The sequence below is a fragment of the Roseburia sp. AF02-12 genome (genome assembly GCF_003461765.1).
Classification (GTDB): domain Bacteria; phylum Bacillota; class Clostridia; order Lachnospirales; family Lachnospiraceae; genus Roseburia_C; species Roseburia_C amylophila.
In genome coordinates, this window is sequence record NZ_QTXS01000003.1 from 13,537 (window position 1) to 35,921 (window position 22,385).

Sequence of the window (22,385 nt, forward strand, 5' to 3'; positions counted from 1 at the left end):
TTTATACGCTCCGGCACCTGTGTCCGGTATTATTTTTATTCCGGCAGATCCGGTATCAGTTCCACATAAATCTGATCAAAGTATTTCTTTAATTCTTCCCGAATTCCATTTCTGATTCTGGTGAGGGACTGCATTGTAATAATATCGTTGGGGCTGTCTATGTATATTTCCACCCAGGTTTTTCGTCCGGTCTGGATGACATCCAAAAATTCTATCGTATAGGAACAGGTCTGCATATATTGTTCTGCTATGGAACGTATCTGGTCCATCACTTCCTGCTCCGGTGCAAAGAGCACCAGCTCCCTGAGTCCATGCAATATCATTTTCACCGGTTCTACAATTAAGATTAATGCCATCACAATTGCTACTACCGGGTCTATGTACGGTGCCAGCCATTCGTACGGTGTCTTCTGCAGCAGGAACTGTCCGAAGAATGCGGCGGATACGCCAAAACTGCTGACTACATCCAGTTTCCAGTTATACATTTCCGCTTTTACCACTACGGATGCATACCGTTTACTGAAATAATGAAGCAGAAAATAGATGATAAGACAGCCGGCAAACACACCAAACTCAAAGCCTGCAAGCTGGCTGGCATTTACCATATGTCCGCCATGCAGGATGCTTTGCACACTGTCGATTAAAAGCTGGATGGTAACTACTAAAAGTACACTGTACTTGATTACCAGAAATAAAGATTCCACCTGGGAAAATCCATATGGTCTGCGTTCCGTTACCGGCCGGTACAACAGTGGCACCAGCACCAGAAACGGTCCTATCATTATTAAATCTGTCACATCAAATACGCAGTCCATCAGTATTGCATGGGAATGACTGATATATGCCATAACTCCTTCTGCTGCTACAAAGAGTACACTTCCAATAAAGGACAGGTTTATCATTCTTTTTTCCAGTTTCATTTTACTGGCTGCATTCATTTCCTTAATTACCGGTAAATCTTCATTGGCTGTACGGACTATTTTTCGTTCCGGCATTTTCTTTCCTCCCATTCCTGGCTGTTCAAAAGCACATCAGATATATTCTCTTTAAAAAATCACATCAAAAATCGTCCCTCCAGACGGACTGGTCTTAACTGTTATACTGCCATCATGCACTCTCACAATTTCATGAACCAGAGCAAGTCCCAGACCTACGCCCCCCAGTTCCCTGCTTCTGGATTTATCCACACGGAAGAATGGTTCAAACACGCGCTCCCGTAGTTCCTCCGGGATTCCGCTTCCTGTATCCTCTACTGACAGATAAACATGCTTTTCCTTCTGATACGCAGTAACTGTAACCAGTCCACCTGAATGATTATATTTTATTGCATTTTCAACAAGATTATATACCAGCCTGTAAATAAGAATATCACTTCCGACCATTGTTGTATTCTTGCATTTTCCAGCAAGCTTTATATTTTTTTCCTGTGCAAGAGGTTCCAAATCTGCCAGCACTTCATCAATGAGAGCGTCAACTGCAATTTTCTCATCTCTCCCCACCGTCTGAAGTTCGCTCATGTCAAGAAGTGTCTTTACCATCCTGCTGAGCCTGTCATTCTGTTCCGTAACCATCTTTATCGTCTGTAAAGTATCTGTATCATTGCCCGGATGTCTGGCGGAATTATATAAATCAAGCTGTACCTGCATTAAAGACAGCGGGGTTCGAAGCTCATGTGCTGCATTTGCGGTAAATTGTCTTTGTATCTCAAAGGCATCCGAAAGGCGTTCCAGCATTTTGTTATATGAAGCACTAAGCTGGTTCAGTTCTTTCACCTGATTCTCTTCTATCCGTGAATCTGCCAGATTCTGTGCCTGTACTTCTTCGATTTTATCCGAAAACTCTCTAATCGGTCTGAGGGCACGCCCACTTATAAAATATGTAGCCACTCCACCAAGAAGTGCCAATAAAGCTGAAATTATCAGGCTGCTTTTTTTGTAATCCGTCTTATTGTTATATACCTGGACCGAAAAATCATTTGCAAATTCGTCCCACTTGTCTTCCGGAATACTGATATATATTTCGTCTGATTCATTTCCATTCCCATCTCCCTGTGCATCAACAGTCTCCTGCAGGGAATCCATATAATACACACCGTTTTTATAGACCAGCATAGTCAGGCATCCACATATTACCGCAATATATAATGTAATGATACAGGTAAGCCTCCACTGCAGCGACATTCTTCTCATTTATCGGACTCCTCTCGTATTTTATACCCCTCTCCCACCTTGTTCAAAACCGGATCATATCCAAGCACGGACTTCAGTTTTCTTCTGAGCGAAGACATATGCACTCTGATGGAGCCGCTAAAGCTATCCACGGATGCATCCCAGACATGCTCTATCAGTTCCTCCTGGCTGACCGGTCTGCCAAGATTAAGAAGAAGGTATTCCAGAATACCATTTTCTTTTCTTGTCAGGGGAACCATTTTCCCTTTTGCATATGCCTCGCGTCTTATCGTATTGAACTTAATTTCACCACTTTCCAGGCATATATCCTTCTGCACAAATTTTCTTCTTGTCAGGCTTCTGATACGTGCCTCAAGTTCCTGTAAATGAAACGGTTTTTCCATATAATCGTTTGCACCTGCATCCAGTCCCTCAACCTTATCGGCAATCTGTCCTCTTGCAGATAATATCAGGACCTTCGTCTCCTCATTTTTCTGTCTAAGTTCCCTTAAAATGTCCATTCCATCCATACCCGGCAGATTCAGATCCAGAACAATCAAATCATAATCCTCCGCCAGAATGCATTCCAGTGCCTCTTCCCCGTCATAGCAGGTATCCACCTCGTAACCGGCATCATACAGACTTTTTGCAATTGTGTCACATATTTGTTTTTCATCTTCAACTATTAATAATCTCAAAAGCTTTCACCTGTTTCTTAACAAAAATTTTACAACTGCTATTGTATAATACCCAGGTCAGCAGGTCAATAAATTCAATAAATGAAAGGAGCAACAATATCTTGAAGTGTCAAAAAATATCTCAAATTGCCTTGCTTATCACCGGTATCACTATGGTCAGCTATGGTGCAATCAGAGGTGAAGCAGCTGCCGTACTTGGCAAAGCAATAAAATTATGTCTGGAGTGTGTCGGAATTGGATAAGAATAAAAAAATAATATCAAAAAGAGCTGCTGGAATACGTGGATGGATACAGGCAGCTGCCACGCTGCTTACTAATATTCATATTCCCAATTTATTCAAGGGTAAAATATATCAGGGCAGTGCTAAAACGGTATGTGTACCCGGATTAAACTGTTATTCCTGTCCCGCTGCATCCGGAGCCTGTCCCATCGGAGCTTTTCAGGCAGTTGTCGGTTCATCGCGATTTAAATTTTCATACTACATAACAGGATTTTTTATTTTACTCGGTGTGACACTTGGGCGATTTATATGTGGTTTTTTGTGTCCGTTTGGATGGTTTCAGGATTTAATCCATAAAATTCCCGGGAAAAAATTTTCTACAGCCCGGCTGAAACCACTAAGATACCTGAAATATCTTATCCTTATTGTTTTCGTTATACTTCTGCCAATGTTTGTAACGAACTCCATTGGGATGGGGGATCCGTTCTTCTGCAAATACATTTGTCCTCAAGGCGTTCTGGAAGGGGCTATACCTCTTTCACTGGGAAATGTTGCCATACGATCTGCACTGGGAAAGCTATTTTCTTTTAAATGCCTTATTTTAATTACAGTTGTTGTGTTAAGTATTTTGTTTTACAGACCCTTCTGCAAATGGATTTGTCCTCTCGGGGCAATCTACTCACTGTTTAACAAGGTCAGCTTTCTTAAAATTAAGGTTGAAAACAGTAAATGTGTCGGATGCGGTCAATGTTCCAATGCCTGTAAAATGGATGTTGATGTGCTTAAGACCCCGGATCATCCGGAATGCATACGATGCGGAGCATGTATAAAAGCCTGCCCTAAAGATGCCATCCACTATCAGTTTATGGGCATGCCATGCGAAAAAAGAGCATCCGTAGACAACAATATTCAAAAAAGTAACCATTAATTTTATTATCAATTATTCAAAGGAGAAATTATTCATGAAAACAAAAAGAACCGTTATTTCTATTTTTACCCTCTGTACAGCATTATTGTTTACAGCTTGTAGCGGAAAAGGAACTTCAAACACAGAAGCTTCCCGCGATACCCAGACCGAAGCCGGCACTGAAGTTTCCGGCAGTTCCAACACTACGCTGGATGATTTATATCAGCAGGAGAATCAGCTCTTTGCTGATCATGAAGATGCATGGAACAAAGTATTTGGCATGATGAATAAAAGTACTGCTGATCCAAGCGGAAATTACGCCGACTATCTGGCTGCCACCGTCGAATCAAATAAAGACTCATTTACAGAAGATGAATTAAAAACTCTTACAGATGATATTGAAACGATTCGAAAAATCGAGGAACAGATAGCAGCAATCGAAAAGGACAATACAGCATCTGACAATGCCTCCCAGAAGGATAATTCTGACGACACCTCTCCTTTCAGGAATTTCTCCGGTCAGGATTATGATGGTAATTCTGTTGACGAAAGCCTGTTTTCCGGAAATGCAGTAACTGTCGTTAATTTCTGGTTTACCGGCTGTAAGCCTTGTGTTGCCGAGCTGTCAAAACTTAATGAATTAAATGATACCATCAAATCCATGGGAGGAGAGGTAATTGGAATCAATACAGAAACCTTTGACGGAAACGAGGATGCCATCAAAGAAGCTGCAGCTGTTCTGGAAAGCCAGGGGGCAGCATACCGCAATCTTTCCATTGACTCTGCTTCAGATGCAGGTAAATATGCTTCTGATATTATGGCATTCCCTACCACAATTTTAGTCGATAGAAATGGTAATATTGTGGGCGATCCGATGCTCGGTGGAATTGATAATCAGGACAACTATGATACCCTGATGAAACAGATTCAATCTGTAATTGATGCTGACGGTGCCAATAAATAAAACGCCCCTGTGGCTGCAGTTCCATTGCAGTCATTCTGGTTATATGATATCCGCCGCCCCATCGTCCTTTTCCGAACGATGAGGCGGCGGTTTTTTGCCAATTACATCTATCTGATTTTTACTCCAGTTCAACATAAGTTGTAAAATATTTACTTCTTTAAATATTTTTCTTTAATGTTCCGAGATATTCTCCATTACAATAAACAAAGGGACCTGCTTCACCCTCTTCTCCAAAATATTCCGGTCTTAGCGACATAATATCGAGCAATTCATCCATATTATGCACCTTTGTTGCCTGATACGGCTGTTCAAAAGCGATCTTTTCTATAAACAAATAATAGTCACTGTACTTTATCAGAACACCGGTATGCCCCACAAAAACAACATCCGAGTATGGGTCATATATTACTATGCTAAGAAGAGAGAGCCTGTCACTATCCACTTGAAATCCATAATGTTTCCAGCTATCGGAAAATGTATTTTCCGGACGGCTGCCATCTGTTACATTTTTTTCTCCATAGAGTGTGGTGAACATATTTTTATTCTCTTTTATGCTTTCATACCTGTCCACATTATCTATTGCTTCTGTATCAAACATTAAGTAGGTACCCTCATAGCTGCCTTCTGTCGATTCTGCGCGGAGCACACCATCCAGCAGAAGAAACGCTGTCATTCTGCAATCAGCATCCGAATAATCATGGTTCTGTTCCCAGCCATCCATACATTTTCCAATATCTGCTTTCATTTTTCCAGGATCTGACCAGCCATCCTCCAGTCCGGCATTTTTTCCGGCAGTATCCGCGAAATCAGTCGTCCATTCCCGAAATGTATCTACATGGGAAGCTCCTGCTGATTCCAGTTCTTCACAAATCCCGGCAATGGAGTCTTTTCCTCCCATATATGTTGCAGCCGGCAGCTCCTGATTCTGTGATGCTTCTGTACAGGCACACAGCAACATGGACAGGAATACCATTGCTACTGACAATCTCATTGTTATTTTGATTTTATTTTGCCTTTTCAACAGATAATACCTCTCCCTCAAACGGATCTACCTCAGAAATTGTTCCTGTATATTTTACCGTTACAGTATCTCCATTGCTGACATTTTCCAATCCCTCCGGTTTTTCTTCAAAAGTAAAACTATATGGCGTATCATTCTCATCTGTCACAACAAACATAAAATCCTTTATCTCATCAATGGTTCCTGTTAATTCTTTTTCTTCTGCTGTTCCTTCTTCTTTTCCCTCTTCGCTGCTATTTGTGATTGCATTATCCTGCTTCACCTCTGTTTGGCCACATCCTCCAAATAATCCAGCCCAAAATACCATTCCCATTACAATTGCGATTAATTTTTTCTTCATCATCCTATACCTCTTTCTTTTTTATCATGTTTTACAGTCTCTAAAATGCATCTCTGTAATGCCGCTTTGTAGAATTCCAGTCCACCATCAGTACATAGAACACTCTGCCGTATCGTCCATTTTCCACAATTCTGCCATGGTCAAGCACCCTCATTGAGGTTCCATCTGCTTTTTTCAGATGGAAGTGTACATAATCATTGGAATGTCCTTCTCCTATCTGCTGCCAGATACTTTCTTCAACCTGCTCCCTTTCTTCTTCTTCAATCAGGTTACGGAAGCTTCCTTTTGTATACTCCTGCAGTTCTGCCATGTTCCTGCATCCGGTGAGACGGATCATCTCATGGTTCGCAAAAAGAATTTCATCATTTTCTTTATCTGCTTTATAAATAATAAATGCTCCCGGAAGATTTTCCGAAACATCCTTCAATGCAAATCCAAGCTGCTTTCTGATTTCAAGTCCAATTCCTTCCCTGTACTGAATACAGCCATTTTTCCCGTCAAGCTTTACTTCATAAAGTGCTGCATCTGCACAGCGCATCAACCGTGAATAGTTTTTTCCCTGTAACGGATACTCTGCATATCCCAGGGAAATAGTATATGTCACTTTTTCACCTTCATACCAGAAAGAACGCTTCTTTTTTGTAAACTGTTCCAGTTTCTCCCTTACTTCTTCACCGGTGCAATTATCTAAGAAAATGCAGAATTCATCCCCTCCTTTCCGTCCAAGCACTGCATGTTCCGGGAACGATTTCCGCATGCTTTCTGCTAATATCTGTAATGCCCTGTCTCCGGATTCATGTCCATACATGTCATTAATGAACTTGAAATCATCAATGTCAAACTGTGCTGCCACGCAGGAAGCTTCCGGATACTTTTTCAAATACTGTCTTACCTGCTCCTCAAATCCATGCCTGTTATTGATTCTGGTCAATACATCAGTTACAGCCAGCTTTTTAAATCTATTTTTATGCTCATCCAAAGCCAGAATCATAGAGACAAGTCCCGTCAGCAGCAGAACAATCAATAGTCCGCCAGCCAGCATTCCATAAAGGTGCTCATGATTCGACCAGCCTGTCTTCGGCATGATTTCCAGTTTCCACTGGTTTCCAGCTGCTTCAAATTCATAAGCAACCGGATTCGTCAGAATTGCTCCTGAGCTATATACTTCTTCATATGTTGTATCCCATGGAGAAACGGTCTTTGATAACGTATAATCATAGTCAAAATCCGAAAGTGCTTTTAATGAATCTGAAAAAATAGCCGGTACACGGATAATTACAATGGCAAATCCCCAGAATTCTTCTTCTCCGTTTTCATTTTTCAGGTATACCGGATTTCGTACTGCCATTCCGTATCCACCCTGCTCTAACTGAAACGGTCCCTGCATAATCTCAATATGGTTATCTCTGGCATAACGGGAAATTTCTCCCCTGTCCGCATCATTGAGCAAGTCGATTTTTCCGGCTTCATTGCCATCTTCCGGATATATCTCTGTTACTACACCATCCGGTGCAAGCTGGATACTCTGGATGGAATCCGTCATCATATCCTCTGCCACCTCTGAAAATTTATTAATCCTGCCATTTTCACTGACCAGAAGCTGCTTTAAAGCATTTGTAGCTCCAACTTCCTGCATAATATCAGACTTTATCCGCTCAGAATATACCATTGCATTCAGGTTCGCCATTTTTCTGCTATGGTTCCTCTGTATATTTCCTACTCCATATAATACAGCTCCCAAAGCAGTCATCCCAAGCAGTAATACCATGACTGGCAATATTATTTTTCTCTTTTGTATCCGCATTTTCTGTCCTCACAATTACCCGAAAATCTTATTTCTCTTTTCATTCTGCCTCCTGTTATCAGGTATGCACTGAGTATAAACCCAAAACTCGGAACGCACAATATCAAAACAGCCGGAAGTGTTGCATCTTCGCTATGCCAGAAAGCTTCCACGAACCAATAAAAACACCTGGTCAGCGGATATGCCAGCAGAAGGTCGATACTTCCTGACACCAAAAGACATTTTCCATATAGTTTCTGTGCCCTGTACCAGTGCTCCTCTGATTGCTCTGCTTTCTTTCCCCGGTAGGTAGGATATCTTTCTCTCTGCCGTTCCTCCCACCTCAAGGGCATATAAAATGCAATACTTCCAGCTACTAGTATTATGCTGCTTAATATAATTGGTAAGATTAATATTGCATATTTTTCCACCGGACTTCTCCTTGTATCTGCGTCTTACTGAAATGCCACCACTTCGTAGCCTGCTGCCTGCGCTGCATCAATAAATCTTCCAAGTATGGCTGTATTGGTGGCAGACTCCGCATGTAAAAGATAAATTGCTCCCGGATGCATCCGGTCTTTTAATTTCTGTAACGCTTCTGACTCGCCTGGCTGGTTATTAACATCATAGTCCTTGTATGCAAAGCTCCAGAACACGCTCTTGTAGTTGCAGTTATTGACCACTGCTAAGGACCGGTCACTGAATTTACCCGCCGGGAACCGGAACAGGTGCATATCATAGCCAAAATTATCCTTAATATACTGATGGTTCTCCATGACTTCATTTTTCTGCTGCTCCAAGCTCTGGGATGGAAGGCCCTCGGACGGATGGGTCACGCTGTGATTACCAATCTCATGTCCCTCGTCAATCATCCGCTGTACCAGCTCCGGCTGTGCCTTGGCATATGGCTCTGTCACAAAAAAGGTTGCCTTTACGCCCTTTTCCTTTAAAGTATCTAAGATTTGCGGCGTACAGCCATATTCGTAGCCTTCGTCAAAGGTCAGATAAATCTTCTTTTCATCTGCTCCGATAAAATTCGCCTGATAGTCTCCGTATTTTTCCTGATAAGAAACAGCTCCAATCGGCCGGTTCTCTTCATCAAAATTCACGCCCTGCCCCCAGTTCTGACAGGTTCCATCCAAAGCTTCCACATTGGCAATCTGCTGGTTGGTAATAACTTCTCCAACGTTTTTCGTATCTTCTGTGGCGGTACTGTCTTCTGTGCTGCCGGAGGTTCCATCTGTGTCTGTATCACCTGTTGTAGTATCTCCGATGGACGTATCTGCTTCTGTATTTCCACCTGTTCCGTCACCATGGTAAGTCTTATAAGTAGCAATAATGGCATCTCCAATAGCCGCCGCATATGCTTCCTTATTATCATCAAAAAGCTGATTGTCTTTGGCATTATTCATAAATCCCATTTCAACGATACAGGACGGCATATGGGAATGGCTGTTTACATAATAATCCTTTGAACTGCTCTTCTGGGTTCCCTTTTTCACATCACGGTCGCGCTGTACACCGACTCCGGCTAACCCCTGCTGGATATTTCCGGCAAGTCCCATGGTCTCTTCATTGGCTCCACTGTATACCCATGTCTCTACTCCATATCCCTCTCCGGTATTCCGGTGCAGGGATACATAATAATCTGCTTCCGCTTCATTTGCTATATCACATCTCTCTGACAGTTTTAAGAAGGTATCATCACTTCGTGTCATGATGACATTCACATCTTTTTCCTGCAAATAACTCTGTACGGCAAGTGCCAGGGCAAGAGTATCATCTTTCTCATAGCGGTTCTTATAGTCAGAACCATTGTCCTTTCCGCCGTGTCCCGCATCAATGCACACCGTCAGTCCCTTCTTATCCGGTTCCTTCTCCTCTTTATCTCCGGACAGCTTTTCCAGTATACTGATGGTATAGTCTCCATTCCCATCTATAATAGGAAGATGTTTTTCCAAAACACCGGTCAGAAGGTTTACGATTCCCAGCACTAACAGCAATACCAGTACACAAAAAACTGCTGAAATTGCATTTCTTATTCTCCTTAATTTCTTTCTTCGTTCTCTTTCTCTTCTTGTAGACAATGTTTTTCTCCGTTGTTTCTTATGTTTTCCGTAATTGCTTACAATCTATTTTCATTGTAAAGCAGCCCCCACAGCGGGTCAATTTAAGATTTCTTAAATTTTTTCATAAACTGGTTTAATCCTGTTTAAATCTGTGTTAAATTATGATTTAATCATATTTGATATGGTAATGTGTTAGCTTGTTATGATTTCTATTTAAGATATATTTGCCACTGCATATTTCTATTGAGCGGCTATTTTGTCTATTTTATAGCATTTTCATTTTTCCGATTATATAATCAGACTAAACAATATAGAAATTGCCTTTTAAGGAGGGGTACCATGCGTATTTATAAAGCAAAGGATTATAATGAAGTATCAGGCCCTGTTTGGACCAATCACTCCGACTGTTCCAGCTTCTATCCTACAGTTACATAACAACGTATCCATCGTTGCTGATGAAGCAGCTCTTTCACTGATTATTAAAAATAAACTGATTTAAGGGGGTATTCGAATGATTATCCGAAACGGTCTTGTATGGGGTAATGACTTCGCTTTCCACGAAAAAGACTTATATATCGATGATGCTTCACATACAATCGTAGACAAACCGGTTTCCGAAAACGAGGAAATTCTGGATGCAAAAGGCAATTATGTGATTCCGGGACTGGTTGATGTGCATATCCATGGTGCAAAGGGTCATGATTTCTGTGACGCAAATACAGACGGACTTTCCGAGATTGCAGCTTACCTGCATTCCTGCGGCGTTACATCCTTCTGTGCAACATCCATGACTTTACCGGAAAACCAGCTTATGGAAATCTTCGAAACTGTTTCCGGTGTACCGGATGACGGAAAGCATGCCTATGTAGCCGGTATTCATATGGAAGGTCCTTTCCTTTCCCCGGCAAAGAAAGGCGTCCAGAAAGAAAGTTACCTCTGCAACCCTAGTATAGACGTATTTTGCCGCTTATTAGAATTTTGCAGTGGCAAAATAAAATTAATTACCATCGCTCCGGAACTTCCGGGAGCAGACAAATTTATCGAAAAATTCCATGATGAAGTTGCTATTTCTCTTGGACACTCTACTGCTTCTTATGAAATTGCCTCAAAGGCCTTCACAGCAGGTGCCAGCCATGCAACTCATCTGTTCAACGCCATGCCGGCATTCCATCACCGTGACCCGGGTATTGTGGGTGCCGCTGCTGATGCCCCACATGCAATGGTGGAAATTATCTGTGATGGCATCCACATCCATCCAGCCGTTATCCGCAGCGTTTTCCGCATATTTGGAAATGACCGCGTCATCTTAATCAGCGATGCCATGCGTGCAACCGGAATGGCAGATGGTACTTATGAACCTGGCGGACAAACTGTATACAAAAAAGGCCGTTTTGCAACCCTGCCAAGAGCATTGGAATGGAGAAAACCATCGGCAGTCTGACCCCGGGTGCAAGGGCTGATGTACTTCTGTTGAATAAGAAATACGAATTAGAACGCGTATTATGATTATTTAATCATCTTTTAATTATTTAGTCTCCCCTTTCTTTTTACTGGACTTTGTGTCTTTTCAAAGTCCAAGAGAGCCCTTTGGTTCTCGCAATAAATCAAGAAAAGCCTCCGTCCCAGGACGGAGGCTTTTCACTTACTTACGAGAGAATCTCACTGAGCATGTTTCCCAATTCATCAGATTCTTAGTCTAATATCATCTGTACGCAGCCGTACATTCCGGCATCATTTCCAAGGGATGCCAATGCAAACTTGGTGTCCTTGCAGGATGCAAATGCATGCTCTTTGAAATGTTTTGCTACCGTATCAATTAAGATATCTCCGGCTCTGGATACGCCACCACCGATTACGAATACCTGTGGGTTAACGACACAGGCAATATTAGATAACGCCATACCAAGTGTCTCGCCTAAGATTTCTACTGCCTCTAATGCCAGAGCATCTCCTTTTTTTGCCTCATCAAAGATATCCTTTGCTGTCAACGGATCAAATCCGCGCAAGGAAGACTCAGCATCTTTCTCAGCCAGAAGTTTCTTCGCCATGCGAACAATTCCGGTAGCTGATGCGTACTGCTCTAAGCAGCCATGTCTGCCACATCCGCAGGTATCTGTTTCCTCTGTATTAACGGTAATATGTCCAATTTCGCCGCCTGCTCCGTTTGCGCCCGGAATAATTTTACCATTGTGAATGATTCCGCCGCCAACACCGGTTCCAAGCGTAACCATAACGACTCCGGTGTAACCTTTTCCACCGCCCTGCCACATCTCGCCAAGGGCTGCTACATTCGCATCATTTCCTACTTTAACCGGAAGACCTGTCTTACTGCTTAATTCATCGGCAACCTGAACCTGTCCCCATCCGAGGTTTACACATACGGAAACAGAGCCATCTTCTAATACAGGACCAGGAACACCTACGCCGATTCCTTCCACATCTTCTTTTGCAATGGATGCTGATTTCATTTTCTCGTCAATGGATGCTGCCACATCATCTAAAATATGTCCGCCATTATCTGCCTTGTTGGTTGGGATTTCCCACTTATCCAGCATTTTCCCGCTGGTCTCAAATAATCCGATCTTACAGGTGGTTCCACCAATATCTACGCCAAAACCGTACTTCTTCATCTTTATCTCCTTTATTATATTAAATTTTCTTCTCTCCAGCTTTCTTATGAAGAACCCTTATCTTTATTATATTATAATTTCTAATTTTTTGCATTAAAAACCGAGCATCCTGTTTTGAATTCTCGTTGCAAACGTTACCTGAACAGCCAACTCAGTCCAGGCGACCTTACGGCACACAGGAGCTTCCGCTTAGGGCTGCTTCATTCCTGACCTGACCCGGTTCACAGATTCCTGTTGCGTAAGACCCAGACATCAACGCCACTTATTCAGGGCTGCTTTACAATTTCAAACCCGAGACAGGATATCACCCCAGCTATAGCGGATTGCTGGTACAGGGCACCGCTGCCACCCCGGCTGCTCGGAATCTAAATTATAGCCTATTTTATGCCGGATTGTCAAGGTTTTGCCTTCATTTTCTGCTGTTTCTTCTTCTCACGCAACCGTCTGAAAAATTCCGACAGCATGTCTGAACATTCTTCCTCCAATACACCCCGCTCTATCTCTACCTGATGATTAAATGCTGCCACCTGCAAAAGATTCATCACTGAACCGGCGCATCCAGCCTTGGGATTCATAGTTCCGATTACCACCTTTTTCATACGGGACTGCACAATGGCTCCCGCGCACATCTGGCATGGTTCTAAGGTCACATACATCACGCAGTCCTCAAGCCTCCAGTCCCCGGTCTTCTTTGATGCCTTTTTAATGGCAGTCAGTTCCGCATGGGAAAGTGTATTTTTATCGGTATTGCGCCGGTTATAGCCCCGGGCAATAATTTTATCATTCTGCACAATCACGCAGCCAATAGGAACTTCCTCTAATTTTTCTGCTTTCCTTGCCTCCCGCAGGGCTGCTTTCATATATTTTATCTCCGGTTCCATGTTTACTCCTGACTTTTACTCTTTTCTCTGTTATAATAATAGCATATTTTGAGCGTAACAAAAAGGTATTCTTATACCAGCTGCAGGAGTTAATAACATGAAATTTATCTATGAAACAGACCGCTTAATCCTGAAATTGTTAGGGGAAGATGATGCCCCTGCAGTTCTTCAGTTTTATAAGCAGAACCGGAATGTCTTTGAGCCATATGAAACCATACACCCGGAGCAGTTCTATACGGTGGCCTACCAGCGGACCCTGATGAACTGTGAGCTGAGTCTCACCTTAAAACACAGCCTCATCCGCTTCTATATATTCCGCAGGGAAAATCCCGACGAAATCATAGGCACCATCTGCTTCCGCAATATCAACCGTTCTACTTACTATTCCTGTGAGACCGGCTATCGCTTTTCCCCCGCATACTGGCACAGAGGATACGCCTGCGAAGCCCTTGCTTTTGGTATTCAGCTTATGTTTGAAGAACTTCATCTGCACCGGATAGAAGCTGCCGTCATGCCGGAAAATACCGCTTCCATCCGTCTGCTAGAATCCCTTGATTTCCAACAGGAGGGTGTCGCCAGGGAATATGCCCTGATACAGGGAAAATGGGAAGACCATATCCGGTTCGCCCTTATTCGTCCATCCGTCGATACCAGTAGCCAAACGTCCCCTCTAACTGCTGGCACGGTTTTTCCGTCCGGAACTGTGGAAAACCAAAAATAGCAGCCATTACTTTTTCCGGCTTCTGATAAACCCCCGGCACTGCTAAGAACAGCTCCCGTCCTTCCGGCGTCACCTGTTCTCCAAAGAAAAGATACCGGTAATTAAAGAAGCCATGCAGAAGAAAGCTGTTATTTCCAAGGCACCAGTATTTCTGTGGCAGTTCCCGTAAATCCTGCAATTCCATATGGACGCAGGTGATATTCTCTCCTTCAAAAGGATGCAGAATCGTCATTTTCTGCTTCAGATTCTCCCAGTGTTCCCAGATGGAGGCCTCTTTTTCCCCAGTGCCTTTTTCCTGCGTGCTTCTTTCCTGGATTCCTTCTTCCATGCTTATCTGTTCCGGGAAAATATGGTGCATCGGCACTTCCTCAGTCTGAAGAGACGGCTCTTCTGCAGCTTGCATTTCTATTTCTTCCTTATGTATCTCCCCATTGTCCCACTGGCTGCCATAAAAATTACCATCTGCCGGCTGAATCAGTATTCCACATACATCCTGTATATGACAGGTTTCATCGCCCAGCTCACCATCAGAAATCCTTCCACTATAATCTGAGCTTTGGGACATCAGCCGCATATTACCCACCGGAAAAGCCAGAATTTTTCCTTCCCTACGGATAAAAAGGCTTACCTTTCCTTCCTGCCCCGCATATTCTGTTCCTTTTAAATGTATCTCTAATCTGCAGATGTCTCCGCGCATTTCTACTCTGGCAAATCCGGCAAGATATTCCTTTGTATCATTTTCATAATAATAAAGATATGCAACGAACCGTTTAAACTGCGGCATAACCTTTCCTTCCTATATCTTTTTGTTCCTTATATCATATTCCGTCTTCTAAGATTCCATGCAGATTTTTAGCCTATACTTCCCATACATGCAGATTTTTAGCCTATACTTCCCATACATGCAGATTTTTACTTTACACTTCTCCTTGACAAAGTTCCTTTTAAGAATTATATTAAAATCAATAACGATTATTATTATTTGTTGAGGAGAATATATGATTAAATTTAGCCGACAACGGGAAAGTATTAAGAATAACCTGATGGGACGTACCGACCATCCGACTGCCGAAACAGTTTATTCCGATATCCGGCAGGAATATCCCAACATCAGCCTGGGAACGGTATACCGCAATCTCTCTCTCCTGGCAGATTTAGGCGAGATTCAAAAGATTTCAACGGAAAATGGGCCGGACCGCTTTGATGGTAATCCGAAACCTCATTACCACTTCTTCTGTACAAACTGTAATTCCGTCCTCGATTTAAAAATGAAAAACATTGATCTGATTAATGTTATTGCTGCAGAAGAATTTGCCGGTTTGATTGAGGGACATATTACCAGATTCTACGGACTTTGTCCGGAATGTAAAAAGTTATTGGATAAATCAACCAATTCTGCAGAAAATAAAAAAGAAAAACAAAATCAGAAAGTCTCAAAAAAAATAGTTGACATTTAAAAATAATTATGCTAATTTAATATCAGTAACAATTACTATTATTGATATATAAATACAATTATAAAAAGAAAAGGAGATTTTAAAATGAAAAAATTTGTTTGTACAGTATGTGGTTATGTTTATGAAGGTGAAAGTGCTCCGGAGTTCTGCCCGGTATGTAAAGCTCCGGCTGAAAAATTCAAAGAACAGACAGGTGATAAGACATGGGCTGCTGAGCATGTAGTTGGTGTAGCACAGGGTGCTCCAGAAGATATCATTGCTGATTTAAGAGCAAACTTCGAAGGAGAATGTTCTGAAGTCGGAATGTACCTTGCAATGGCAAGAGTTGCACATAGAGAAGGATATCCGGAAATCGGACTTTACTGGGAGAAAGCAGCTTTTGAAGAGGCTGAACATGCAGCTAAATTTGCAGAACTGCTTGGTGAAGTTGTAACCGACAGTACAAAGAAAAACCTTGAAATGCGTGTAGATGCAGAAAACGGTGCTACTGCTGGTAAATTTGACCTTGCAAAACGTGCTAAAGCTGCTAACCTTGATGCAATCCATGATACCGTTCATGAGATGGCCAGAGATGAGGCTAGACACGGAAAGGCATTCGAAGGTCTGTTAAAGAGATACTTTGGTTAATCTTAAAACCGCATAGAATAAGCATTCTAAGGATAGATGGTTCATGAACTGTCTATCCTTTTTGCATTCCATAACACGTGAATAAAAATACTTGGCTTGCTTCTCTCCGTTCCTCTATTATTATCTAAAAACTCTCTATTTCTCCGGATATTTTTTTCTACATCGACACACAATGGACTTCATTTCCATGTGCCCGGATGATACGGAGTAAATCCTCTGTCTTCATCCATATAGTAGCAGTATTCTCGTTGGGATGTACTCCAATCAATGCATCATTTTCCAGAAAATAAGCATCCACAAATACCTTCACGCTGCATGTTTCATCGTTGAGTACTCCAAGCGGCGTTACCGAACCCGCCTGCAGTCCCATTTTCTCAATTAAATCTTCTTCCGAGGCAAAACTTAACGGACGCGTTCCATTTGCCTTTCGAAATGCCTTTAAATCTACCCTCTGGTTCCCTCGCACTGTAATCAGATAATAATTCTGCTTCTTATTATCACGTACAAAAAGATTCTTGGCATCTGCCTGTGGATAAGGAATTTCCACATCTGATAAATCTTCCATATTGTAAACAGCTTTATGCTCTGTCACTTCGTACCAGATATGCTGTTGACTCAGGTATTCATAAATTTCCTGCTTATTCATTGTATTTCCTCGCATTCTTCCCGCTTGCGTTCATTATATCATGTGCAAAACCAGCCCATGATCAATATTCGCCGTTCGCCAAAAGTGAACAGGCTCCCTATGGCTCGCTTGCGCTCACTATATCATAAACTTTTTATAAAATTTTTTCCAGTTCACTTTACCTTTTTTCCTTCCGGTGCTAGTATACCCTCAAATATTTATTTCATTTTTGAACTATTTCATTTTGAAGTATTTTCATCAGGAGGACTCTTATATGAATACAGGTATTGCATTTGCAAGAAAAATGTCTGCTGCCTACACTGCAGTATGTAAGCCTTTGTGCCAGTCACTGCATCTGCCGCAGACGGCTTTTGATATTTTGATGTTTTTAGGAAATAATCCGGAATATTCAACTGCCAGAGATATTGTTGAAGTGCGCCAGATTAAGGCAAATCTGGTCTCCGTCAATGTAGACCGGCTGGTGAAAGACGGTTATCTCAGCCGCAAAGAGGTTGCCGGCGACCGCCGGAAGACACAGCTTCTATGTACGAAAAAAGCTGCCCCTGTTATAAAAAAGGGACAGGCTCTGCAGCAGGATTTTGCCGACCGGCTGATTGCCGATCTGGATGATGCCACGAAAGATGCCTTTTTTAAAGGAATGGCACAGATGGAGACAACGCTGGATATGATTTTAGAGGAGGTATCCTAAAATGGATTTATTAACTACGATTTTTGTTACATTTTTTGCGGGCATGGGTGCCGGACTTGGAACCGGTTTTGCCGGCATGAGTGCCGCTGCTGTCATCAGTCCGCTGCTTATTCATTTTCTAGGCATTGACCCATATATGGCAGTCGGCATTGCGCTTTCTTCCGATGTTTTGGCAAGTGCCATTTCTGCCTATACATATGGAAAGCATAAGAACCTCGATATTAAAAACGGTCTGATTATGATGGTCAGCGTATTGCTTTTCACCGTAGTAGGAAGCTATGTTTCAAGCCTTGTTCCTTCTGCCACAATGGGTAACTTTTCCGTTTTCATGACCTTTCTGTTAGGAATCAAATTTATCGTAAAACCGGTTATGACCACGAAAGAATCCATGTCTGCCGTTTCTGCAAAGAAACGTGCCATCCAGTCCATAATCTGTGGTGTGCTGATTGGCTTTATCTGCGGCTTTGTTGGTGCCGGAGGCGGCATGATGATGCTTTTAATCCTGACCTCTGTACTTGGATATGAACTGAAAACTGCTGTTGGCACCAGTGTATTTATTATGACCTTTACCGCACTTACCGGTGCCCTTTCCCATTTTGCCATCGGCGGACTGCCGAACGTCACCGTCTGGGTTCTGTGCATTGTATTTACCTTAATCTGGGCAAGAATTGCTGCTGTCTTTGCCAATAAAGCCACCCCAAAGACACTGAACCGGGTTACCGGTGTCATCCTGGTAATTCTTGGAATTGTGGTAATGATTTTTTAAGCTTCCCAGAGACAAATTGTCAAGGACTTTTTAATCAAATTCACAATCACAACCACCGGCTTAGCCGGTGGTTTGTTCTGCCCCTAGAAGGGGCTGTTACCGGCACTGGGGTCTAAAGACCCATCGAAAAGATCCGCCAGCCGCAACATCATTTACTTGCTTAGCCCTAAAGGGCTCCTTTTATTTGCTTGTTTTTACCGGCTCACCCGTAAACGGGTCTATATACTCTTTCAGTGTCATTTGATCATATTCTAAATCATCTTTTAATTGATTTTGAATATACTCTTGTATCTTCTTTGCATTTTTTCCTACTGTGTCCACATAATATCCTCTACACCAGAAATGTCGATTTCCATATTTATATTTCAAATTTGCATGCCTTTCAAATATCATTAATGTGCTTTTTCCTTTTAAATATCCCATAAAGCTCGATACACTTATATTCGGCGGCAATTCAACCAACATATGCACATGGTCTGGGCATATTTCAGCCTCAACAATTTTTACATTCTTTCTTTTACACAGCATACTTAATATATTTGCTATATCTTGTTTCAACTTTCCATATGCAATCTTTCTTCTGTATTTTGGTGCAAATACAATATGATACTTACAATTCCACTTTGTATGTGCTAAACTATTAACATCCATTTAGGATACCTCCTTTGTCTTAAGTACGGTTGGCGAACCTGTACTTAGTATAACATTGGGGGTTTTTTACTGTAAGCTAAAGCATCTGTGGACACACCTGCATAGCAGGTGGTTTATTTGTATAAGATACAAAGAAACGGCGGCTCTGAAAATCAAAGCCGCCGCTTCATGGGCGCGTGAAAATGTGTCTGCTGTACGACGGCTTTTTTTCTTTTGCCGTCGTGCGGCAGCGTCTAAATCAACTTTTGTACGCTGTTAATCGGCAGTAGTGCTAACCCAATTAGGACTGAAAGTTGTCATGCACTCAGTATCTCCATCCACGGATTTAGATACGAGAAGTCCGTTTTTGATGTCATTTAAGGTTTGCTCATATTCAGCAATACACTGATCTGTCATTTCCTGTGTCCACTCGAAACGACCTTCGCTGGTTTCAACCATTGTGTGCTCATCCGCCATTTCTTGAAGATTTTTCTTTTCCAGTTCCAGCCATTCTTTGTACTCATCATAGGTCCACCAGTCGTAGTTAATTGTGGGATGGCTGCTTTCATAATCTTCTTCAGACACCCAGGTTGCGCCGTTGTCCTCACTGACAAAGTTTTTGCCACTCGCTTTATCCTTATAACTCATAACGCCATCCGAATTATCCGTCATGGATGCAACCGTTTCTTGCGGTGTAGATTTGGTCGCTGGTGCATTTAGTGCACGAGCTTCTGCAAACGCATTCACGGGACCTATTGCGCCCAATCCCATCAGTGCTGTTAGGGCCAATGCCCCCATCATCTTTACTCTTACCATTTTGTTTTACCTCACTTTCAAAAATTATAGCTGCCCTTTTAAGGACAGCTATAATATAACAAAATGATTTGGATATAGTTTGCAAGGAATGTGGAGTTTAGATGGAGCTGATAACATTTCTTTTTTGCGGAATTTCAAACCAAAACTTCACGCCGCTACTTGAATTTTTGATACCATATTTTGCATGGTGCAATTCCATGATTTTGCGAACGATATAAAGACCTAATCCAGTTTCTCCTGTATTACGATTGCGAGAGGTATCTGCCCTATAAAACGCTTCGAACAAGTGAGAAACCATATCCTCTGGAATATGAACACCTGTATTTTCAATTTCACAGTAAACGGTATTTTTCTCGTTTGACAAGGATATACAAATCGTTTCACCATTTGGCGAATAGCGAATTGCATTTACTAAAACATTTTGAATGGCTCGTTCCATCTGTGCTGGATCTACTTCACACAAAAGTTTGTCAGGAATATCCACATCAAGAGATATTCCTTTTTCAGATAGTAAATCTGATACATCGGCTATTTGTATCCGAAGAAGTTCTGCAAAGTCAATCGTCCTATATTCAGATTTTTGCTTTCCGCCTGTTTTAGATACATATAGCAATTCTTTTACTAATGTTTCCATCTTCTCAACAACAGCCAGAGACCGCTCCATATACAACTCATGGTTTTCATATCCCTTAACCTTGTTGAGCATACCCAGCAAATGACCTTTCAATATTGTCAAAGGAGTTTTTAGTTCATGTGACGCCGCCGAGAAGAATTCCTGCTGCTTTTGTTCAAGTTCTCGCTCTTTCAATATTTCCACTTCCAACTCTGAGTTGCTTTTTTTTAGTTCTGTCAATGTAAGTTGCAAGTTATCCGACAGAACATTCAAGCTGTCTGATAGTATTCCTATCTCATCCAAACGATTAGAATTTCCGTGCGGTTCAAAATCAAGGCGAGCCAATTTTTTAGATGTACTGCTTAATTCGATAATTGGTTTGGTTATGTAGCGTGAATAAATTACAGAAAACAATATAGACATCAAAAAAATTCCCAATATCACAAGTGGGATGGTTTGCCAAATTGCTTCCGTTGCTTGATTGATGGACACCAAATCACTCTGGACATAAAGGGTATATTCACTACCTAATAAGGTAAACACATAGCCTGCTTCTGATAGTAAATTGTCATCTGTAACTATTCCACTATCAGAGTGTTCTTGAATTGTAGCAACCGAATCCTGGTCTGTTGTTATTGTCAGTTCATCACTTGAATATAAAATATTTCCATTCTCATCTTCAATGTAAGCAGTTGCATTGGTCTGTATTACAAATTGTCTAACAAGCGAGTAGCATTCATCTAAGGAATTCGCATTTTCCAATGCTGGCACTAAATCATTTGCTTGCTTTTGCAAATCTGCACTAAGACGATTGCTATAAGTTTGAGGAATATATCTCGCCATGCTAAAAACAGAGATCAAGCACACTGCAATCAAAAGAATAGTTGTAGATAAAAAGAGCTTAGCAGTTAGGCTCGTTCTAATTTTCCTTATCAATTCTATATCCCACCCCTCTGATAGTTTCTATATAATCGGCATCCAACTTTTTTCGTATATTTTTTATGTGGCTATCTACAATACGATCTTCCACAAACGCGTCATCGTCCCAAAGCCGGTCAAGCAACATTTGTCTGGTAAAAACTTTCCCTTGATTTTCCAACATAAGTCTGAGCAGTGCAAACTCTTTGCTGGTTAAAATGACTTCACTGCCGCTGTGATATAAATGGAATCCTTCAATATCCATACTCAGCTCTTTATAGGTAAGCAGGGATTGCTTTTTGTTTTCAGCGGTTCCACGACGAAGAATCGCTGCAATCTTGCACAGCAGAATTTTGGGAGAAAAAGGTTTGGGAATGTAATCATCAATCTGCTGTTTGAACCCCTTTAGTTGGTTTTCTTCGTCCGAGAGCGCAGTAAGCATAATAATCGGAACTTGCGACTTTTGGCGAATGACCTCACATACACCATAGCCATCAATCTTGGGTAGCATGATGTCCAGCAGGACAAGACTAATGGTATCATCAAACTTTGCAATTCCGTCTACACCATCGTCAGCAATCACAACCTCATATCCTGCATCGGTCAAATGGTTTTTTAATATATCTTGAATGTCAATATCATCTTCAACAACTAAAATTTTCTGCATAAGTCTACCTCCTAACATTCAATTATAGCAAAGAAATATGTATCTATTATGGAGAACTCAAGATTTAGAAAGATTATTGTAATTATAAGTTACCTCTGTGTTGCAAAGCAAGCGCGAATATGAATTATAAACTTCAACTAACCTGCATATAGCA

25 protein-coding genes, 1 other RNA gene and 1 pseudogene are annotated in these 22,385 nt (G+C 41.7%); 10 read left to right on the forward strand and 17 right to left on the reverse strand.

From position 1 onward, the window contains the following. Positions 1–35: 35 nt before the first annotated feature. The 3 genes from DV740_RS13200 to DV740_RS13210 are packed head-to-tail and all read right to left on the reverse strand — an operon-like array spanning position 36 to position 2,866. Positions 36–995, reverse strand: coding sequence for a cation diffusion facilitator family transporter (locus tag DV740_RS13200; protein WP_158561576.1), 960 nt, complete (start codon positions 993–995; stop codon positions 36–38). A 51-nt stretch (positions 996–1,046) separates the two neighbouring features. Then, entirely contained in the window at positions 1,047–2,189 is a 1,143-nt protein-coding gene (locus DV740_RS13205) for a sensor histidine kinase (RefSeq protein ID WP_118088323.1), read from the reverse strand. Continuing rightward, the gene (locus DV740_RS13210) at positions 2,186–2,866 is read right to left on the reverse strand and encodes a response regulator transcription factor (protein WP_022244316.1); all 681 of its coding nucleotides are present in this window, start codon (positions 2,864–2,866) and stop codon (positions 2,186–2,188) included. The genes DV740_RS13205 and DV740_RS13210 overlap by 4 nt, the downstream gene beginning before the upstream one ends. Before the next feature lie 101 nt (positions 2,867–2,967). Here DV740_RS13210 and DV740_RS13215 point away from each other — a divergent pair, with 101 nt between their 5' ends. From DV740_RS13215 to DV740_RS13225, 3 genes are read left to right on the forward strand one after another with little or no spacing between them, the layout of a single operon-like run. Next, positions 2,968–3,108, forward strand: coding sequence for a CD1871A family CXXC motif-containing protein (locus tag DV740_RS13215; protein WP_197420846.1), 141 nt, complete (start codon positions 2,968–2,970; stop codon positions 3,106–3,108). Continuing rightward, the gene (locus DV740_RS13220) at positions 3,101–4,015 is read left to right on the forward strand and encodes a 4Fe-4S binding protein (protein ID WP_118057573.1); all 915 of its coding nucleotides are present in this window, start codon (positions 3,101–3,103) and stop codon (positions 4,013–4,015) included. The genes DV740_RS13215 and DV740_RS13220 overlap by 8 nt, the downstream gene beginning before the upstream one ends. 34 nt (positions 4,016–4,049) lie before the next feature. Further along, positions 4,050–4,958 carry a TlpA disulfide reductase family protein gene (locus DV740_RS13225; protein ID WP_117842082.1) on the forward strand — a complete coding sequence of 303 codons (909 nt, stop codon included), beginning with the start codon at positions 4,050–4,052 and terminating at the stop codon, positions 4,956–4,958. Between the two features lie 157 nt (positions 4,959–5,115). Here DV740_RS13225 and DV740_RS13230 read toward each other — a convergent pair whose 3' ends face one another. The 5 genes from DV740_RS13230 to DV740_RS13250 are packed head-to-tail and all read right to left on the reverse strand — an operon-like array spanning position 5,116 to position 10,189. Next, entirely contained in the window at positions 5,116–5,949 is an 834-nt protein-coding gene (locus DV740_RS13230) for a DUF4300 family protein (protein ID WP_118088388.1), read from the reverse strand. 13 nt (positions 5,950–5,962) lie between these two features. Beyond that, positions 5,963–6,322, reverse strand: coding sequence for a hypothetical protein (locus DV740_RS13235; RefSeq protein WP_242988784.1), 360 nt, complete (start codon positions 6,320–6,322; stop codon positions 5,963–5,965). A gap of 37 nt (positions 6,323–6,359) precedes the next feature. Then, complete coding sequence (locus DV740_RS13240) at positions 6,360–8,123, reverse strand: sensor domain-containing diguanylate cyclase (RefSeq protein ID WP_118088324.1); 1,764 nt, start codon at positions 8,121–8,123, stop codon at positions 6,360–6,362. Further along, positions 8,099–8,533: an SdpI family protein gene (locus DV740_RS13245; protein ID WP_118088325.1), complete on the reverse strand. Its 435-nt coding sequence runs from the start codon at positions 8,531–8,533 to the stop codon at positions 8,099–8,101. The genes DV740_RS13240 and DV740_RS13245 overlap by 25 nt, the downstream gene beginning before the upstream one ends. Positions 8,534–8,557: 24 nt before the next feature. Then, positions 8,558–10,189, reverse strand: coding sequence for an N-acetylmuramoyl-L-alanine amidase (locus DV740_RS13250; RefSeq protein WP_242994335.1), 1,632 nt, complete (start codon positions 10,187–10,189; stop codon positions 8,558–8,560). A gap of 358 nt (positions 10,190–10,547) precedes the next feature. Here DV740_RS13250 and DV740_RS13255 point away from each other — a divergent pair. Both DV740_RS13255 and nagA read left to right on the forward strand, forming a co-directional pair. Then, positions 10,548–10,670: pseudogene (locus tag DV740_RS13255) on the forward strand (glucosamine-6-phosphate deaminase); the annotation flags it as partial. A 12-nt stretch (positions 10,671–10,682) separates the two neighbouring features. Beyond that, the gene (gene nagA, locus DV740_RS13260; RefSeq protein WP_242994337.1) at positions 10,683–11,612 is read left to right on the forward strand and encodes an N-acetylglucosamine-6-phosphate deacetylase; all 930 of its coding nucleotides are present in this window, start codon (positions 10,683–10,685) and stop codon (positions 11,610–11,612) included. A gap of 250 nt (positions 11,613–11,862) precedes the next feature. On the opposite strand, the gene DV740_RS13265 is transcribed toward nagA, so the two are convergent. From DV740_RS13265 to tadA, 3 genes are all read right to left on the reverse strand, one after another. Then, positions 11,863–12,801, reverse strand: a complete 939-nt coding sequence (locus DV740_RS13265; protein ID WP_118088326.1) for an ROK family glucokinase — start codon at positions 12,799–12,801, stop codon at positions 11,863–11,865. A 100-nt stretch (positions 12,802–12,901) separates the two neighbouring features. Beyond that, an RNA gene (ffs, locus tag DV740_RS13270) (signal recognition particle sRNA large type) lies at positions 12,902–13,163 on the reverse strand. Positions 13,164–13,196: 33 nt separating this feature from the next. Next, positions 13,197–13,682: a tRNA adenosine(34) deaminase TadA gene (gene tadA / locus DV740_RS13275; protein ID WP_022244326.1), complete on the reverse strand. Its 486-nt coding sequence runs from the start codon at positions 13,680–13,682 to the stop codon at positions 13,197–13,199. A 97-nt stretch (positions 13,683–13,779) separates the two neighbouring features. On the opposite strand from tadA, the gene DV740_RS13280 reads away from it, so the two are divergent. Continuing rightward, positions 13,780–14,403 (forward strand): GNAT family N-acetyltransferase, encoded by a 624-nt coding sequence (locus DV740_RS13280; protein ID WP_118088327.1) that lies wholly within the window; start codon positions 13,780–13,782, stop codon positions 14,401–14,403. On the opposite strand, the gene DV740_RS13285 is transcribed toward DV740_RS13280, so the two are convergent. Continuing rightward, complete coding sequence (locus DV740_RS13285) at positions 14,312–15,187, reverse strand: DUF6128 domain-containing protein (RefSeq protein ID WP_118088328.1); 876 nt, start codon at positions 15,185–15,187, stop codon at positions 14,312–14,314. The genes DV740_RS13280 and DV740_RS13285 overlap by 92 nt on opposite strands. A gap of 214 nt (positions 15,188–15,401) precedes the next feature. Between DV740_RS13285 and DV740_RS13290 the strand changes: the two genes are divergently transcribed. Together DV740_RS13290 and DV740_RS13295 are read left to right on the forward strand one after the other, a co-directional pair. After that, positions 15,402–15,860, forward strand: a complete 459-nt coding sequence (locus tag DV740_RS13290; RefSeq protein ID WP_118088329.1) for a Fur family transcriptional regulator — start codon at positions 15,402–15,404, stop codon at positions 15,858–15,860. An 84-nt stretch (positions 15,861–15,944) separates the two neighbouring features. Further along, positions 15,945–16,487 carry an NADH peroxidase gene (locus DV740_RS13295; protein ID WP_022244330.1) on the forward strand — a complete coding sequence of 181 codons (543 nt, stop codon included), beginning with the start codon at positions 15,945–15,947 and terminating at the stop codon, positions 16,485–16,487. 157 nt (positions 16,488–16,644) lie between these two features. On the opposite strand, the gene DV740_RS13300 is transcribed toward DV740_RS13295, so the two are convergent. Next, the gene (locus tag DV740_RS13300; RefSeq protein ID WP_117842089.1) at positions 16,645–17,133 is read right to left on the reverse strand and encodes a prolyl-tRNA synthetase associated domain-containing protein; all 489 of its coding nucleotides are present in this window, start codon (positions 17,131–17,133) and stop codon (positions 16,645–16,647) included. Between the two features lie 253 nt (positions 17,134–17,386). Between DV740_RS13300 and DV740_RS13305 the strand changes: the two genes are divergently transcribed. Then, positions 17,387–17,821 (forward strand): MarR family winged helix-turn-helix transcriptional regulator, encoded by a 435-nt coding sequence (locus tag DV740_RS13305; protein ID WP_117697874.1) that lies wholly within the window; start codon positions 17,387–17,389, stop codon positions 17,819–17,821. 1 nt (position 17,822) lies between these two features. After that, positions 17,823–18,587, forward strand: a complete 765-nt coding sequence (locus DV740_RS13310; RefSeq protein ID WP_118088330.1) for a sulfite exporter TauE/SafE family protein — start codon at positions 17,823–17,825, stop codon at positions 18,585–18,587. A 180-nt stretch (positions 18,588–18,767) separates the two neighbouring features. Here the strand turns inward: DV740_RS13310 and tnpA are convergent, their stop codons facing one another. The 4 genes from tnpA to DV740_RS13330 form a co-directional block, all read right to left on the reverse strand. Beyond that, the gene (gene tnpA, locus DV740_RS13315) at positions 18,768–19,238 is read right to left on the reverse strand and encodes an IS200/IS605 family transposase (protein WP_117842092.1); all 471 of its coding nucleotides are present in this window, start codon (positions 19,236–19,238) and stop codon (positions 18,768–18,770) included. 255 nt (positions 19,239–19,493) lie between these two features. Then, the gene (locus tag DV740_RS13320) at positions 19,494–20,033 is read right to left on the reverse strand and encodes a hypothetical protein (RefSeq protein ID WP_117842093.1); all 540 of its coding nucleotides are present in this window, start codon (positions 20,031–20,033) and stop codon (positions 19,494–19,496) included. 97 nt (positions 20,034–20,130) lie between these two features. Next, entirely contained in the window at positions 20,131–21,582 is a 1,452-nt protein-coding gene (locus DV740_RS13325) for a sensor histidine kinase (protein ID WP_118088331.1), read from the reverse strand. Beyond that, the gene (locus tag DV740_RS13330; protein ID WP_117842095.1) at positions 21,566–22,231 is read right to left on the reverse strand and encodes a response regulator transcription factor; all 666 of its coding nucleotides are present in this window, start codon (positions 22,229–22,231) and stop codon (positions 21,566–21,568) included. Before DV740_RS13330 ends, DV740_RS13325 begins: the two co-directional genes overlap by 17 nt. Positions 22,232–22,385: the final 154 nt, after the last annotated feature.